14 protein-coding genes are annotated in these 13,533 nt (G+C 63.7%); 5 read left to right on the forward strand and 9 right to left on the reverse strand.

Going from position 1 to position 13,533, the window contains the following annotated elements:
• Positions 1 to 123: 123 nt before the first annotated feature.
• Complete coding sequence (locus AC0YKC_RS04245; protein ID WP_320294204.1) at positions 124 to 654, reverse strand: hypothetical protein; 531 nt, start codon at positions 652 to 654, stop codon at positions 124 to 126.
• A complete protein-coding gene (locus AC0YKC_RS04250; RefSeq protein WP_320294203.1) occupies positions 647 to 1,255 on the reverse strand; it encodes a CGNR zinc finger domain-containing protein in 609 nt (202 codons plus the stop codon). Before AC0YKC_RS04250 ends, AC0YKC_RS04245 begins: the two co-directional genes overlap by 8 nt.
• Before the next feature lie 93 nt (positions 1,256 to 1,348).
• Between AC0YKC_RS04250 and AC0YKC_RS04255 the strand changes: the two genes are divergently transcribed.
• The 4 genes from AC0YKC_RS04255 (at position 1,349) to AC0YKC_RS04270 (ending at position 5,917) form a co-directional block, all read left to right on the forward strand.
• On the forward strand, positions 1,349 to 2,254 hold the full coding sequence (locus tag AC0YKC_RS04255) for a branched-chain amino acid ABC transporter permease (protein ID WP_488510244.1): 906 nt from the start codon (positions 1,349 to 1,351) through the stop codon (positions 2,252 to 2,254).
• A 233-nt stretch (positions 2,255 to 2,487) separates the two neighbouring features.
• A complete protein-coding gene (locus AC0YKC_RS04260) occupies positions 2,488 to 3,093 on the forward strand; it encodes a TRAP transporter small permease subunit (protein ID WP_488510245.1) in 606 nt (201 codons plus the stop codon).
• A complete protein-coding gene (locus tag AC0YKC_RS04265) occupies positions 3,090 to 4,877 on the forward strand; it encodes a TRAP transporter large permease (RefSeq protein WP_488510246.1) in 1,788 nt (595 codons plus the stop codon). The genes AC0YKC_RS04260 and AC0YKC_RS04265 overlap by 4 nt, the downstream gene beginning before the upstream one ends.
• Positions 4,878 to 4,888: 11 nt before the next feature.
• Entirely contained in the window at positions 4,889 to 5,917 is a 1,029-nt protein-coding gene (locus AC0YKC_RS04270) for a zinc-dependent alcohol dehydrogenase family protein (protein WP_488510247.1), read from the forward strand.
• Between the two features lie 164 nt (positions 5,918 to 6,081).
• On the opposite strand, the gene AC0YKC_RS04275 is transcribed toward AC0YKC_RS04270, so the two are convergent.
• Positions 6,082 to 7,191: a TRAP transporter substrate-binding protein gene (locus AC0YKC_RS04275; protein ID WP_488510248.1), complete on the reverse strand. Its 1,110-nt coding sequence runs from the start codon at positions 7,189 to 7,191 to the stop codon at positions 6,082 to 6,084.
• A gap of 256 nt (positions 7,192 to 7,447) precedes the next feature.
• On the opposite strand from AC0YKC_RS04275, the gene AC0YKC_RS04280 reads away from it, so the two are divergent.
• Entirely contained in the window at positions 7,448 to 8,221 is a 774-nt protein-coding gene (locus AC0YKC_RS04280) for a gamma-glutamyl-gamma-aminobutyrate hydrolase family protein (protein WP_488510249.1), read from the forward strand.
• Positions 8,222 to 8,260: 39 nt separating this feature from the next.
• Here AC0YKC_RS04280 and AC0YKC_RS04285 read toward each other — a convergent pair whose 3' ends face one another.
• The 6 genes from AC0YKC_RS04285 to AC0YKC_RS04310 form a co-directional block, all read right to left on the reverse strand.
• Positions 8,261 to 9,001 carry an outer membrane protein gene (locus tag AC0YKC_RS04285; RefSeq protein ID WP_488510250.1) on the reverse strand — a complete coding sequence of 247 codons (741 nt, stop codon included), beginning with the start codon at positions 8,999 to 9,001 and terminating at the stop codon, positions 8,261 to 8,263.
• Positions 9,002 to 9,046: 45 nt separating this feature from the next.
• The gene (locus AC0YKC_RS04290; RefSeq protein ID WP_434724928.1) at positions 9,047 to 9,436 is read right to left on the reverse strand and encodes a hypothetical protein; all 390 of its coding nucleotides are present in this window, start codon (positions 9,434 to 9,436) and stop codon (positions 9,047 to 9,049) included.
• 259 nt (positions 9,437 to 9,695) lie between these two features.
• The gene (locus tag AC0YKC_RS04295) at positions 9,696 to 10,679 is read right to left on the reverse strand and encodes a 2-hydroxyacid dehydrogenase (RefSeq protein ID WP_320294194.1); all 984 of its coding nucleotides are present in this window, start codon (positions 10,677 to 10,679) and stop codon (positions 9,696 to 9,698) included.
• Complete coding sequence (locus tag AC0YKC_RS04300) at positions 10,676 to 11,698, reverse strand: LacI family DNA-binding transcriptional regulator (protein ID WP_320294465.1); 1,023 nt, start codon at positions 11,696 to 11,698, stop codon at positions 10,676 to 10,678. The genes AC0YKC_RS04295 and AC0YKC_RS04300 overlap by 4 nt, the downstream gene beginning before the upstream one ends.
• 71 nt (positions 11,699 to 11,769) lie before the next feature.
• Positions 11,770 to 12,654: a DMT family transporter gene (locus AC0YKC_RS04305; RefSeq protein WP_488510317.1), complete on the reverse strand. Its 885-nt coding sequence runs from the start codon at positions 12,652 to 12,654 to the stop codon at positions 11,770 to 11,772.
• Positions 12,655 to 13,098: 444 nt separating this feature from the next.
• A complete protein-coding gene (locus tag AC0YKC_RS04310) occupies positions 13,099 to 13,506 on the reverse strand; it encodes a DUF2000 family protein (RefSeq protein ID WP_488510251.1) in 408 nt (135 codons plus the stop codon).
• Positions 13,507 to 13,533: the final 27 nt, after the last annotated feature.

Genomic DNA, 13,533 nt, shown 5'->3' on the forward strand with positions numbered 1-13,533 from the left:
GAAGAACAAAAATTTCGCGACAGACTCGTTTTGTTTAGACGCAATTCCGGACGGGAGGCTACGGCGAAGTCGCCGAGCCCGACCGTTTCACACTTTTCCTGGAATTACTCTGACGCCTGCGTTTCAGGTCGCTTTCGAGCAATCCGGCTTCTGGTCCTCGGGCAGCTTGCCGTCGGGATGGCCGGCAAGGTCCGGGTTGAGCTCGTATTTCGGTCCGATCACCAGCGGCCGGTCCGGCAGCATCGTCTGGTCCTCCGATGAGGTCATGGTGGTGTCGATGCTCTGCAGCAATGTGCCGCTCGCATCCTCGATGCGGATCGAGACGCTGTAGGGCTTGTCCTTGACCACGCAGGTGAGCGGCGGGCTGGTCAGCGTGATGTGGGGCAGCTTCGGCCAGATCTTCTGGTTGACGATGAGCGGGTCGCCGCCGGCCGGGTTCTGGAAGCTCACCACCGCGACCTGGCCGTCGACCATCGGGCGCAGCGGCTTCAGCGTGATGACATAGGTGGCGATGGCCAGCCGGTAATTGAACTCGAACAGCTTGCCGGAGATGGCAAACAGCTGGTCCTTGCCGGTGTCGCGGCAGGCGCCGAGCGCGACTGCGGCGATCACGGCGGCGCCGACCAAAACCGAACGCGACAATTTCCTAAACATTGCTGACCTCTCTCGCCGCTGTGCGGCGGCGGTAATGGCGGTTTGCCTTCTGGCGGTTGCCGCAAACGGCCATGTCGCACCATAGGCGGCTGGCGTTGCGGCTGCGGTCGACGAACAGCCAGCTGCAATTGGGACAGATCCTCAGCCTCGCCACCGTTTCGTCGCGCAAAAGCGACAGCGCGGAGACGGCCAAAGCCGCCTCGAAGGCGATCGGCGTTTGCGGATCGCCGAAAGGCTGGCCCGGCGTCCCGATCTCGGTCTCGCTGCCGGCCAGGCCGCCGGCGCAGGCCGTGAGGAAATCCGGCAGGTGGCTGGTCGCGAGCGCGCCGTTCGACACCGCATGACGAAACAGGCGATCGGTCGCTTCGCGGATCGAGATGACGGTTGGCTTTATCTCGCCCGGTTCGGGCGCCCGCAGCCGCCTGCCGCCGAGCTCGGTGGCGCGAAAGCCGCTTGCCGCCTCGGCGAAGCGGGCGATCTCGGCCGGGTCGTCGAAACGGTCGAAGGACTTTTGCGGATCGTTGCGCAGCACGACGGTGTTCGCCGTATCGAGCGCAAGGATGCCGCCGGTGAAGCGGTGCGGGGTCCAGGATACCGTCATGACAGAAATCTAACCGATAAAACGCATTTGACAAGTTAGATTCTGAATGCGACGGTCCGGCAGGGTCGCGTCATACGACCTGTGGGATGCCGCATGCTCTATTTCTACCAGCAGGTGCTGAACGGGCTGCATTCGGGCGCGCTCTATGCGCTGCTCGCCTTCGGCTATGTGCTGACCAACGGTATCCTGCATCGCACCAACCTGGCTTACGGCGCGCTGTTCGCCTTCTGCGGCCAGACGATGATCCTGACCGCCGCCTTCGGCTACCAGGCGCTGTGGCTGACGCTTGCCGCCGCGGTGGCGCTCGGCGTGATCGCGGCCATTCTCTATGCGGCGCTGATCAGCCATATCCTGTCGCGCAGCGTTTTCGAGAGGCTCGCCGACCGCTCGCCCAACGCAATCGTGGTGACGACGCTCGGCATCTTGATCTTCCTGTCGGAGGGGAGCCGCATCGCCGCCGACACGCATGACCTGTGGCTGCCGCCGATGCTCGCCGCCCCCGTCATTTTCGCCCAAGGCGACGGCTTCAAGGTCACGCTCACCGTCATCCAGTTGCTCGACTGCGCAGGTGTCGTAGCATTGGTAGCGCTGGCGGCCTGGCTGTTTTCCCACTCCAGCTTTGGCCGTTCATGGCGCGCCGTATCCGACGATCCGAAAGCGGCGGCGATGTGCGGTGTCGATGTGCGCGCCGTGTTCCGCCGCGCCGTGCTGTTCGGCGGCTTCTGCGCCGCCTTGGCCGGCGTGCTTGCCGGTCTCTATTACGGCAATGTCTCCTTCGGCACCGGGCTGATCTACGGCCTCAAGATCCTGTTCGTGACGGCGGTCGGCGGCTATCTGTCGCCGCTCAAGGCGGCGCTTGGCGCCGCGGCCTTCGGCATGGCGGAATCGCTCTGGGCCGGCTATTTCCCGCTCGAATGGCGCGACGCCTGGATCTATCTCTTCCTCGTCGCCATGCTGGTGCTGATCGGCGCCGGGCGCGACCAGGCCAAGATCGCCTGAACCACCCAGTTTCGTCGCCCCAGACTTTCCTTGCCCAAGCCTTTCGTTGCCCAAGACTTTCGTTGCATGACGTATCGTCACGTGGCGGTATTCCGCCGCTGTCCGGCGTGCCGATCCGTTTGCCGCGACTTTGTCATGTTGACCAACCGGACCACGCACTGCATACCGTTGGGCCAAGCGGCGCGACACCGGAGGGGGAATCGGGCGCGCTGTCGGTATCAGGGAGGATATGCATGGCAGGGCTGCTCGCTCTATCCAGGACGATCGACCGCATCAACGAGTTCATCGGCCGCTGGGTCTCCTGGCTGATCCTGCTCGCGATCCTGGTGAGCGCCGGCAACGCCGTCATCCGCAAGGTGTTCGACATCTCCTCCAACGCGTGGCTCGAGCTGCAGTGGTACCTGTTCGGCGCCGCCTTCATGCTGGCCGCCGCCTACACGCTGAAACAGAACGACCATATCCGCATCGACATCGTCTACGGCATGTGGTCACGCCGCGTGCAGCACTGGATCGACCTGCTCGGCCACCTGTTTTTCCTGATGCCCTTCGTGGTGCTGATGGCGATCTATTTCGTGCCCTATGTGTCGCTGTCCTTCCGCAGCGGCGAGATGTCGACCAATGCCGGCGGGCTCATCGTGTGGCCGGCGAAGGCCATCCTGCTCGTCGGTTTCTTCCTGCTGGCGCTGCAAGGGGTTTCCGAGATCATCAAGAAGATCGCCATCATGCGCGGCGACATGGACGACCCCAATCCCTTCGTTTCGGCGCATGACCAGGCCAAGCTCGAGGCGGAGGCGCTGGCCGAGGAAGCCAAGGCGATCGCGGGCGAGGCCCGCCCATGATCGAGTTCATCGCGCAGAACATGGCGCCGATCATGTTCGCCTCGCTGATCATTTTCCTGCTGATCGGCTACCCCGTCGCCTTCTCGCTGGCCGCCAACGGCCTGCTGTTCTTCTTCATCGGCGTGCTGGTCTCCCCCTATTCAGGCGGGTCGATCAACCTTGCCTGGCCGCTGCTGCATGCGCTGCCGGACAATTTCTACGGCACCAGGGTGATGTCCAACGACACGCTCTTGGCGATACCCTTCTTCACCTTCATGGGCATCGTGCTCGAACGCTCCGGCATGGCCGAGGACCTGCTCGACACGATCGGCCAGCTGTTCGGGCCGATCCGCGGCGGGCTCGCCTATGCGGTGATCTTCGTCGGCGCGCTGCTTGCCGCAACGACCGGCGTGGTGGCGGCTTCCGTCATCGCCATGGGACTGATCTCGCTGCCGATCATGCTGCGCTACGGCTATGACCGGCGGCTGGCGTCAGGCGTCATCGCCGCCTCCGGCACGCTCGCCCAGATCATCCCGCCCTCGCTGGTGCTGATCGTGCTTGCCGACCAGCTTGGTCGCTCGGTCGGCGACATGTATGCCGGTGCCTTGATCCCCGGCCTCGTGCTCACCGGCATCTACATGCTCTACATCCTGATCATGTCGATCGTCCGGCCGAACGCGATGCCTGCGCTGCCGCTCGAAGCACGTACGCTCGGCCACGGCGTGATCTCGCTGATCGTGGCGCTCCTGGTCGCAGTCGCGATTTCCTATGCGGCCTATCGCTATCTCGCGCCGGCGCATGGCGACAATGCCGATATTCTCGGCGCCGCCATTGGCGTGATCGTCATCTACATCGTGGCGATCCTCGACCAGCGCCTCCACATCCACATGATGTCGAAACTGGCACAGCAGGTGATCATTGTGCTGATCCCGCCGCTGGCGCTGATCTTCCTGGTGCTCGGCACCATCTTCCTCGGTATCGCCACGCCGACCGAGGGCGGCGCCATGGGCTCGGTCGGAGCCTTGATCATGGCAGCGGCCAAGGGCAGGCTCTCGCTCGACGTCATCAAGCAAGCGCTGGCCTCGACGACCCGGCTTTCCGCCTTCGTGCTGTTCATCCTGATCGGCGCACGCGTCTTTTCGCTCACCTTCTACGGCGTCAACGGTCACATCTGGGTCGAGCATCTGTTGACCTCGCTGCCGGGCGGAGAGACCGGCTTCCTGATCGGCGTCAACATCCTGGTCTTCGTGCTTGCCTTCTTCCTCGATTTCTTCGAGCTCGCCTTCATCATCGTGCCGCTGCTAGCGCCCGCCGCGGACAAGCTCGGCATCGACCTGATCTGGTTCGGCGTGCTGCTCGGCGTCAACATGCAGACGAGCTTCATGCATCCGCCCTTCGGCTTCGCGCTGTTCTACCTGCGTTCGGTCGCGGCCCGCGTGCCTTATCTGGACCGGTTAACCGGCAAGCAGGTTGCGCCGGTCACCACCGGGCAGATCTATTGGGGCGCAGTGCCGTTCGTCCTGATCCAGGTGATCATGATCGCCCTCACCATCGCCTTCCCGCAAATGGTGATGCGCTACAAAGGTGCTGCGGTCGAACCCAGCACGATCGACATCAAGCTGCCGGACATGCCTTCGCTGTCGCCGCTCGGCACGCCGCCGGCGGACAAGGGCGCGGCTCCGGCCAATGGCGCCGCCCCGGCAGCACCCGGCACACCCGACCTGTCCCAGCCGCCGAGCTTCGGTGACGCGCCGGCCAAACCCGCGCCGGCGCCGGACCTCTCGCAGCCGCCCAAATTCAACTGAGGTGAACAGCCATGAGAGCGGTGCGACTGGAAGCGGTGGGCAATATCGGGTTGCGCGAGGTTACCAAGCCCGCTCCCGGACCCGAGGACGTTCTGGTGAAGATCGAGGCCTGCGGCGTCTGCGGCACCGACCGGCACCTCTTCCACGGCGAGTTTCCCTGCACGCCGCCGGTGACGCTCGGCCATGAATTCTGCGGCATCGTCGAAGCCGTCGGCGCGGCGGTGTCGGGCATTGCCGTCGGCGACCGGGTCACCGGCGATCCCAACATCGCCTGCGGGCGCTGCGCCCATTGCCATGCCGGCCGCGTCAATCTCTGCAGCAATCTGAGCGCCATCGGCATCCACCGCGATGGCGGCTTTGCCGACTATGTGCTGATGCCGCAAAGGCAGGCCTTCCGGCTACCCGCTGGCCTCAAGCCGACGCACGGCGCCTTCTGCGAGCCACTGGCCTGCTGCCTGCACGGCGTCGACCTTGCCGCGATCCGGCCGGGCGCATCGGTGGTGGTGCTCGGCGGCGGCGTCATCGGCCTGCTCGTTGTGCAACTGGCAAAGCTCGCGGGCGCCGCGACCATCATCCTGTCGACCCGGCAGGCCTCGCGCCGCGCGCTTGCCGAGGACCTCGGCGCCACCGCGACGATCGACCCGAGCGCCGGCGACCCGATCGCGGCCGTCGCCGGAGCGAACGGGCTGGCGCCCGGCGGTGCCTACGTGGTGCTGGAATGCGCCGGCGTGCGCGACACGGTCGAGCAGTCGATACGGATGGCAAGGGCCGGCGGCACGGTCGTCATCGTCGGCGTGATGCCGCAAGGCATGAAGGTGGAAATCGAGCCGTTCGATCTTTTGTTTCGCGAACTGAAGGTGCTCGGTTCCTTCCTCAATCCGTTCACGCATGGAAGGGCAGCCCAGCTCATTGCCTCGGGCGCCATCGAGATCGACAAGCTGATCTCGAAGCAGGTCAGCCTGGAGGAAGCGCCTCAGGTGATCGCCAATCCGCCGGCGCCGGGTGAGGTCAAGGTGCTGGTTGTGCCGGGCCGAGGCTAAGCGCGGTTTTCCCTTCTCCCCTTGTGGGAGAAGGTGTCGCCGAAGGCGACGGATGAGGGGTGCTCCAGCTTGGCAAGGACGGTGATCCTTCCAACACTCCTCATCCGTCTCGGCGCTGCGCGCCGACCCACCTTCTCCCACAGGGGGAGAAGGCAAGGCCCGGCTTACAGCTTGCCGTTGCGCTGCTGCACCATCATGAAGGTGTCGTAATTGTACTCGGCGACCTGAGCCCAGAGATAGTGTTCCTTGCGGAAGGCCTTGATCGATTCCCAGATCTTCTTGAACGGCGCGTTGTTGGATTCCATCTCGTCATAGACCTCGTTGGCCTTCTCGAAACAGGCCGCCATGATCTCCTGGCTGAAGGGTCTCAACTTGGCGCCGCCAGCCACCAGCCGCCGCACCGCCGGCGGATTCACATAGTCGTATTTCTGCAGCATGTTGGCGTCCGCAGCCTGCGCCGCGGTGCGCACCAGGGATTTGTAGGCCGGCGAAAGTTCTTCGTATTTTGCCTTGTTGAACAGCAGGTGGACGGTCGGGCCGCCTTCCCACCAGCCGGGATAGTAATAGTAAGGCGCGACCTTGTAGAAGCCGAGCTTCTCGTCGTCATAGGGGCCGACCCATTCGGCGGCGTCGATGGTGCCCTTTTCCAGCGCCGGGTAGATATCGCCGCCGGCGATCTGCTGCGGCACCACGCCTAGCCTTTCGATGACCTTGCCGGCGAACCCGCCGATGCGCATCTTGAGGCCTTTCAGATCGGCGAGGCTGTTGATCTCCTTGCGGAACCAGCCGCCCATCTGAACGCCGGTGTTGCCGCCCGGCAGGCCGAACAACCCTTGCGCTCCGAGGAATTCGTTGAAGAGGTCGATGCCGCCGCCATGATAGTGCCAGGCGTTCATGCCGCGCGCGTTGAGCGAGAAGGGCACGGCGGCGCCCAGCGCCCAGGTGGGATCCTTGCCCCAGTAATAGTAGGCGACCGTATGCGCGGCCTCCACGGTGCCGGCAGCGGCGGCGTCGGCCGCCTGCAGGCCTGGCACCAACTCGCCCGAAGCGAAGACCTGGATCTGGAAATTGCCGTCGGTCGCCTCGGACAGCATCTTGGAGAAGACTTCGGCGCCGCCATAGATCGTGTCGAGCGACTTGGGGAAGGACGACGCAAGCCGCCACGTCACTTTCGGGTTGGACTGCGCAATGGCCGGCGTGGCGAGTGCCGCGGCCGCTGCCGCGGCGCCCACGCCGGACGCGCCGGCCTTGCGGATGAATGAACGACGATCCATGCAGTTTCCTCCCTTGCGGATCAGCTGACCGATGTCGGGACATCCTCGGTGCCCGGATCGGTTGGGGGAGAACCATACACAGGCAAGAAGTCGAGTCCAGCGCCGCGGGCCGAGGTTGCCGCCATTCCGCAACTATAGTCTAACATTCCTTTCGCTGGTCCATGCGAGGCGGCCAAACTTGCCATGGAAAAGCCGCGACGGATCGCTTATTTTGTAGGCAGAACAGTTCCTTGGCCTGATGGAAACCAAACCCAAAATGCAGCAACCGCTCGTCGCAGTCTCGACCGACGTCCGCCAGTTCGACAACTACACCTGGCATGCAGCGCCCCAGCAATATCTGGAAGCCGCGATCACGGGCGCCGGCGTGTTCCCGCTCCTGGTGCCGTCCTTCGGCGGTCGGCTCGACTTCGACGAATTGCTGTCCTCGGTCGACGGCGTCATGCTGACGGGTTCGAAATCCAACGTCCATCCGTCGCTTTACGACGGCGACCCGAGCGAGGCCAACGGTCCTTACGATCCGGCGCGCGATGCCACGACGCTGCCGCTGATCCGCAAGGCGCTCGAGCGCGGCGTGCCGCTTTTGGCCATCTGCCGCGGCATCCAGGAACTGAACGTGGCGCTCGGCGGCACGCTGGGCACCGAAATCCAGGAGCGCGAGGGCTCGCTCGACCATCGCGCGCCGGTGAGCGACAATCAGGACGAGCGCTTCGCCATCCATCAGACGATCTCGATCAAACCGGGCAGTTGCCTTGCAGGCGTGTTCGGCGCCGGCGACATCAAGGTCAACTCGCTGCACCGGCAGGGTATCGATCGGCTCGGCTCGAAACTGCAGGTCGAAGCTTTGGCCTCCGACGGCACGGTCGAAGCGGTTTCGGTCAAGGACGCCCGCGCCTTCGCTGTCGGCGTGCAATGGCACCCCGAATACTGGGTGAAGTCGGACAGCAATTCCGCCAAGATCTTCAAGGCTTTCGGCGATGCCGTACGCCTGCATGCGGCGGCAAAGGCCGGCGCACGCGCGGCGGCGGAATAGAAATGGCGGCGCTTCAAGCGCCGCCTTTCGCCAATCAGGTCAGAACTTGTAGCTGAAGCCGACCCGCACGGCGTTTGTGGTCACATGCGTCGGATACAGGAAGCCGCCATCGGTCGCCGGATTGTCGGTGAATTTGCCGAAATCGCTGTAGCGATATTCGACGCGCGTCGTCCAATTCGGTGCGAATGCATATTCGACACCTGCACCCAATGTCCAGCCGGCTTTCGTATGCGAAGAGCTGTCGCTCGTTCCGCCCTCATTGTAGTCGGTATCGAAATGGGCAACCGCCAAACCGCCTGTCGCATAAAGCAGAGCTGGCCCCATCGCATAGCCAAGGCGCGCCCTCAGCGAGCCTTGCACATCGATCTTGGTCTTGATGTTGCCGGCAAACTCCGAATCCACCGAACCTCTCATTCCCGAGGCTTCGATGTCGGCTTCGGCGCCAAGAACGAACTGATCGTAAGCCTGGTTGTAGCCGATATGAATGCCGCCTAGCACGCCGTTGCTGTTCCAAGAGTCGGCCCAGTCGGAAAAGCCAGTGACTATCTGAGAATCGTGACTGTCGACCTTTCCCCAGCCATAGCCGAGCTGGACACCGGCATAGAAGCCACTCCACTCATAAGTTGCGGGAGCAGCAGGCGAAAGCACGTCCGCAGCGAACGCGCTGGCCGGGAACAAGGCGAGAATGGTCGAAGCGAGTAGAAAAGACTTCATTTGAGCACCCCAAAGCTGCGCCAATTTATTTGGCTTTGGGTGCAATGCCAAGACAGGCACCGGCATCGGGATATTTTCCTAGCCGAAGTTGCAAAAAGACCACGCTCGGGGTCACTGGCTGTCGTTGTTCAGCGCCAGCAGCGGCGCGGCCGGTGCGTAGGATTCGTAGCCGTCGCCATCGGCAACGCCGAAAGTGACGATCGGATCGACGCCGTTCTCGCTGAACGCGACCGAGCCGTCCGCCTGCTCGCGCCAGAATTTGACGCGCTCGATGCCGGGCATCAGCTTGCGGCAGTTCGGCGCGACGGAGAGCAACGATAGTCCGTCCGAGACCGGAGCTCCCCGCTGCACGGCGCAGGCGGCTTCGTCGCCATTGGCCGTCAATCGATAGGCGCTCGATGAAGCGGTCTCGACAGCCGTGCTCCGGCCCTCGCCGCCGTACAGGACATGCGCGCCTCCGAACAACGCCGCCGACACAACCAACCCGGCAACCAGCTTCACACCACTTCTCCACACTCAATCAAATATGGAAAATGATTTCAAAGCGTTAAGCGGGAGTTAATGGGACCGCGAGAGCATTAACAAATGTGGCGAAAGCGCCTGGAACGGTTCAACGTTCCATGGACGGAAAGCTGTTTCCACACCTTCCCCGGAATTGCCTAAAGCAGGTCGCGTGAAAAGGATCACGCGACCTGCTTCAAGTTTTTGATTTTAAGCATGCCTTTGTCCCGAAACCGGGCCCATTTTCGGGAGACATGCTTTAGCCGCGCGCCTTGACGTTGATCGTCTCCGGCACGGGCGTCAGCGGCCGACGCTCGGCAAACCAGGCGACGAGATTGTCGACGCATAGATCGGCCATGGCGCGGCGCGTGTGCTCCGACGCCGAGCCGACATGCGGCAGAAGCGAGGTGTTGGGAGCGTCGAGCAGGGCCTGCGGCACGTTCGGTTCGTCGGCAAAGACGTCGAGCCCGGCGGCCGCGATGGTGCCGCTCTCGAGGGCGGCGGCAAGGGCTGCCTCATCCACCGTCGAGCCGCGGCCGATGTTGACGAAGACGCCGTTCGACCCCAGCGCCGACAGGATCCCGGCATTGATTGCCTTCTCCGTGGCGGCGCCGCCCGGGGCGATGCAGATCAGCGTGTCGACGGCTTCGGCGAGGCCTTTCAGCGTGGCATGGTATTCGTAGGACAGGCCTTCGACCTTGCGGCGGTTGTGGTAAGCGATCGGCAGGCCGAAGGCCTCAAGGCGCCGGGCGACGGCACGGCCGATGCGTCCCATGCCGAAAATGCCGACGCTGCGGCCGCGCAAGGTAAGCCGGCTCAGGCGATAATTGCCGTTCTCCACCCAGTCGCCGTCGCGCAGCCATTTCTCGGCGGCGTAGAGTTCGCGCACGGTGTTGATCAACAGGCCGATGGCGGTGTCGGCAACCTCCTCGGTCAGGACGTCGGGCGTGTTGGTGACCATGACGCCGCGCCTCGCCGCGTGATTGGCGTCGACCGAATCATAGCCGACGCCGAAGCTGGCGATAATCTCGAGATTGGGCAGCGCATCGATCATCGCCGCGTTGATGCCTGCATAGGAGGCGATGCCACGCACCGCGGCGCGCATCTCGTCCGTCACCAGCCCGGGGTCGGCGCGTTCGATCCGCACAAGCTTGAACGCCTTGTCGACGCGGCCGACGGCATGGTCGTTGAAATCGCCCGGCACCAGGATGGCGACCGGCAATCTTGCTTCGGCCCTGGTCATGCACGCTCCACCGGCTTGCCGGTGGACTGCCGCACATGCAGTTCCGGCTTGATCAGCTCCTGCGAGGGCCGCACCGCCTGCCCGTTCAGTTTGTCGAGCAAGGCGCTCGCAGCGCGGCGGCCGACCTCGCGCTGACCGTTCCAGACCGTGGTCAGGGCCGGTGTCGCGATTGCCGCCTCCTCGAGATCGTCATAGCCGGTCACGGAGATGTCGACGCCCGGCACGAGGCCGGCGCGCGCGATGCCGTTCATCAGCCCGATCGCGACAAGGTCATTCCAGCAGCAGGCAGCGGTGGGCCTGTCCTTCAGCGCCAGAAACTGCCCCGCGGCCTCGAATCCCGCCTGCTTGGTGCGCGGGCCGGAAATGCGCCAGGACGGCTTCACTTCCAGGCCGGCGGCCTCCATCGCGTTGAGATAGCCCTGGTAGCGGTCGCGGCCGGTCGAGGTCTGGTCGGTGCCGCCGACCATGGCGATGCGCTTGTGCCCCAGCGAGATCAGATGATTGGTGGCGAGCGCGGTGCCATAGGCATCGTCGCCACGGAACACCGGCACATCGGCGCCGGCGACGGTGCGCGCGATCAGCACCGCCGGCAGGCCGTTTTCCTCGGCCATGATGATGTCCTCGGCCGGCGTGCCGATGGCCGGCGACATGATGACGCCGTCGGCGCCGAGCTGCAGCAGCGTGTCGATGAAGGTGCGCTGCTTTTCGAGCTGGTCGTAATGGTTCGACAGGATGAAGGTCTGGCGACTGCGGTCGAGCTCGCTTTCGATCGAGCGCAGTATCTCGGCGAAGAACGGGTTCATGATATCGTGCACGACGACGCCGACGATGCCGGAGCGCGAGGTGCGCAAGGAGGCGGCGCGGCGGTTATAAATATAGCCGATGGCGCGGGCGTGTTCCTTGATACGCTCGCGCGTCGTGCCGGCGACCAGCGGGCTGTCGCGCAGCGCCAGCGACACGGTTGCCGTGGAGACGCCTAGCGCATCCGCGATCGTCGAAAGCTTGATCTTCTGTGCCAGTGCCCTTCGCTCCCCAGGGTCAGGTCTTTAAATTTTTTAAAACGGCCTTATGCCACCGGATTCGGAGCAAATCAAAGTTTTTTCGCCAATGCCTCCGCCTCGGTGTCGAGCGAGGCGGAGTTGCGGACGCGAAGCCGGTGCTCGCGGTGGATGATGTAGAGGCCGCTGGCAACGATGATGGCGGCGCCGAGCAGCGTCCAGCGATCAGGGAACTGGTGGAAGATCAGCCAGCCGGAAATGATCATCCACACCATCTGCGAATAGGGATAGGGCGCGAGCTGCGTCGTGGTGGCCAGACGATAGGCGCGGACCAGCAGATAGTGGCCGCCGGCGCCGAAGACGCCCAGCATCAGGACGATGAACCATTGTAAGCCGCCATGGGGCAGCGCAGGCGAGAAGGCAAGCATCGGAGCAAGCAGCACCGACGGAGCCAGCGCAGAGAACAGGATCAGGCTTTCCGACGTTTCCGTCGCCGACATGCGGCGCGTCATGATGACGTAGAAACTGTTCGACAGCATCGAGCACAGCGCGAAGAGATGGCCGATGCCGAACACGCCCACGCCTGGCCGGGTGATGATCAGAACACCGACAAAGCCGGTGAGGATTGCCATCCATCGCCGCCAGCCGGCCCATTCGCCGAGCAGCGGACCGGCCAGCGCGGTGATGACCATCGGGCCGAAGAAATAGATCGACGTGGTCTCGGCCAGCTGCAGCGTCTTCAGCGCCAGGATGTTGAACATGGTCGAGCCGAAAAGCATGCAGCCGCGCAAAATATGCGCCGGCAGGTTGTTGGCGCGAAAACGCGCCGGCTCGCGCCAGCCGCGCAGGAAGAGGCCGACCAGCAGCACATGCACGGTGAAGCGGGTCCAGGCGACAATCAGCGCCGAGACGCCGGCCAGCACCAGAAATTTGCTGGAGGTGTCGAGGAAGGTGAAGCAGACATAGACGCAAAGCATCAGAAGCATCGCCGCGGGCGGCGTTGCGCTGTCGTCGTTGTTTTTGGGAATGGTCAAAATCGGGCCGAAGGAAGATAGACCTCACCCTTCTGCGGCAATCGCCGCTTGCCGGCAAGCCAAAAGCGACTGGCCCAACAAGCGTTTGATACAGGCTTAGAGAGCCTCGCTATTGGCGATTTGCGCGAGCGTTCCTCTCGGTTGTCATGCTATGGCGAAGCAAGGAGCGAAGCGACGCGCGCAGACTCTAGAATCCATTCCGTGACGTCGAGGCGTTGCCACGGTGCAGAATTCTGCTCCGTTGCATTCCTTAGCCAAGGTCAGGGAATGGATTCTAGAGTCTACGCGTCCGCTTCGCTCCCGCTCCGCCCGTGGATGACGAACTGGATGGCCGCGGCTAACCCCAAACGTTCGGAATAGCCTTTCGGGCGAAGGAGCATGCCAATTTCAGGCATGCATGCGAGCGCCCTTGGTGATCTTGTCGACGAGCTTTTTGTCGCCGCGCAAGGCGATCCCGACGATCTTGGCGTCGTCCGGGGCGAATTCGGCGAAGACGGCGCGGTTGGCGACGTCGTGGCCGGCCGAAAACATCTCCTCGATATAGGCGGATGTCGCGACGCCCCGCTCCAATGACCGGCGATGGATCGAGCCCAGCGTCGCCGCATCGACCGACAGGACGATGACCGGCTGGATCGACATCGGGTTGTAGAGGTTGCCGGCACGGTCGCGATAGGGCTCGCCGATGATCTCGGGGAATTGCGCAACGATGCCGCTGGTCAGGAACGCGGTGACGTTGAGCTTCTGCCACACCGGCAGATCTTCACTCAGAACAATTGCAATTTTCGTATCGAACACCAAGATTGAGACTCCGGGACGACCCAT

This window comes from Mesorhizobium sp. CNPSo 4661 (assembly GCF_057784215.1).

What these genes read in the sequence shown, in the direction of transcription:
- AC0YKC_RS04305 (WP_488510317.1), bottom strand. Translation starts at nt 12,654, where the DNA reads ATGCTTTGCGTCTATGTCTGCTTCACCTTCCTCGACACCTCCAGCAAA.
- AC0YKC_RS04280 (WP_488510249.1), top strand. Translation starts at nt 7,448, where the DNA reads ATGCAGCAACCGCTCGTCGCAGTCTCGACCGACGTCCGCCAGTTCGAC.
- AC0YKC_RS04270 (WP_488510247.1), top strand. Translation starts at nt 4,889, where the DNA reads ATGAGAGCGGTGCGACTGGAAGCGGTGGGCAATATCGGGTTGCGCGAG.
- AC0YKC_RS04265 (WP_488510246.1), top strand. Translation starts at nt 3,090, where the DNA reads ATGATCGAGTTCATCGCGCAGAACATGGCGCCGATCATGTTCGCCTCG.
- AC0YKC_RS04285 (WP_488510250.1), bottom strand. Translation starts at nt 9,001, where the DNA reads ATGCCGGTGCCTGTCTTGGCATTGCACCCAAAGCCAAATAAATTGGCG.
- AC0YKC_RS04255 (WP_488510244.1), top strand. Translation starts at nt 1,349, where the DNA reads ATGCTCTATTTCTACCAGCAGGTGCTGAACGGGCTGCATTCGGGCGCG.
- AC0YKC_RS04260 (WP_488510245.1), top strand. Translation starts at nt 2,488, where the DNA reads ATGGCAGGGCTGCTCGCTCTATCCAGGACGATCGACCGCATCAACGAG.
- AC0YKC_RS04245 (WP_320294204.1), bottom strand. Translation starts at nt 654, where the DNA reads ATGTTTAGGAAATTGTCGCGTTCGGTTTTGGTCGGCGCCGCCGTGATC.
- AC0YKC_RS04250 (WP_320294203.1), bottom strand. Translation starts at nt 1,255, where the DNA reads ATGACGGTATCCTGGACCCCGCACCGCTTCACCGGCGGCATCCTTGCG.
- AC0YKC_RS04275 (WP_488510248.1), bottom strand. Translation starts at nt 7,191, where the DNA reads ATGGATCGTCGTTCATTCATCCGCAAGGCCGGCGCGTCCGGCGTGGGC.
- AC0YKC_RS04295 (WP_320294194.1), bottom strand. Translation starts at nt 10,679, where the DNA reads ATGACCAGGGCCGAAGCAAGATTGCCGGTCGCCATCCTGGTGCCGGGC.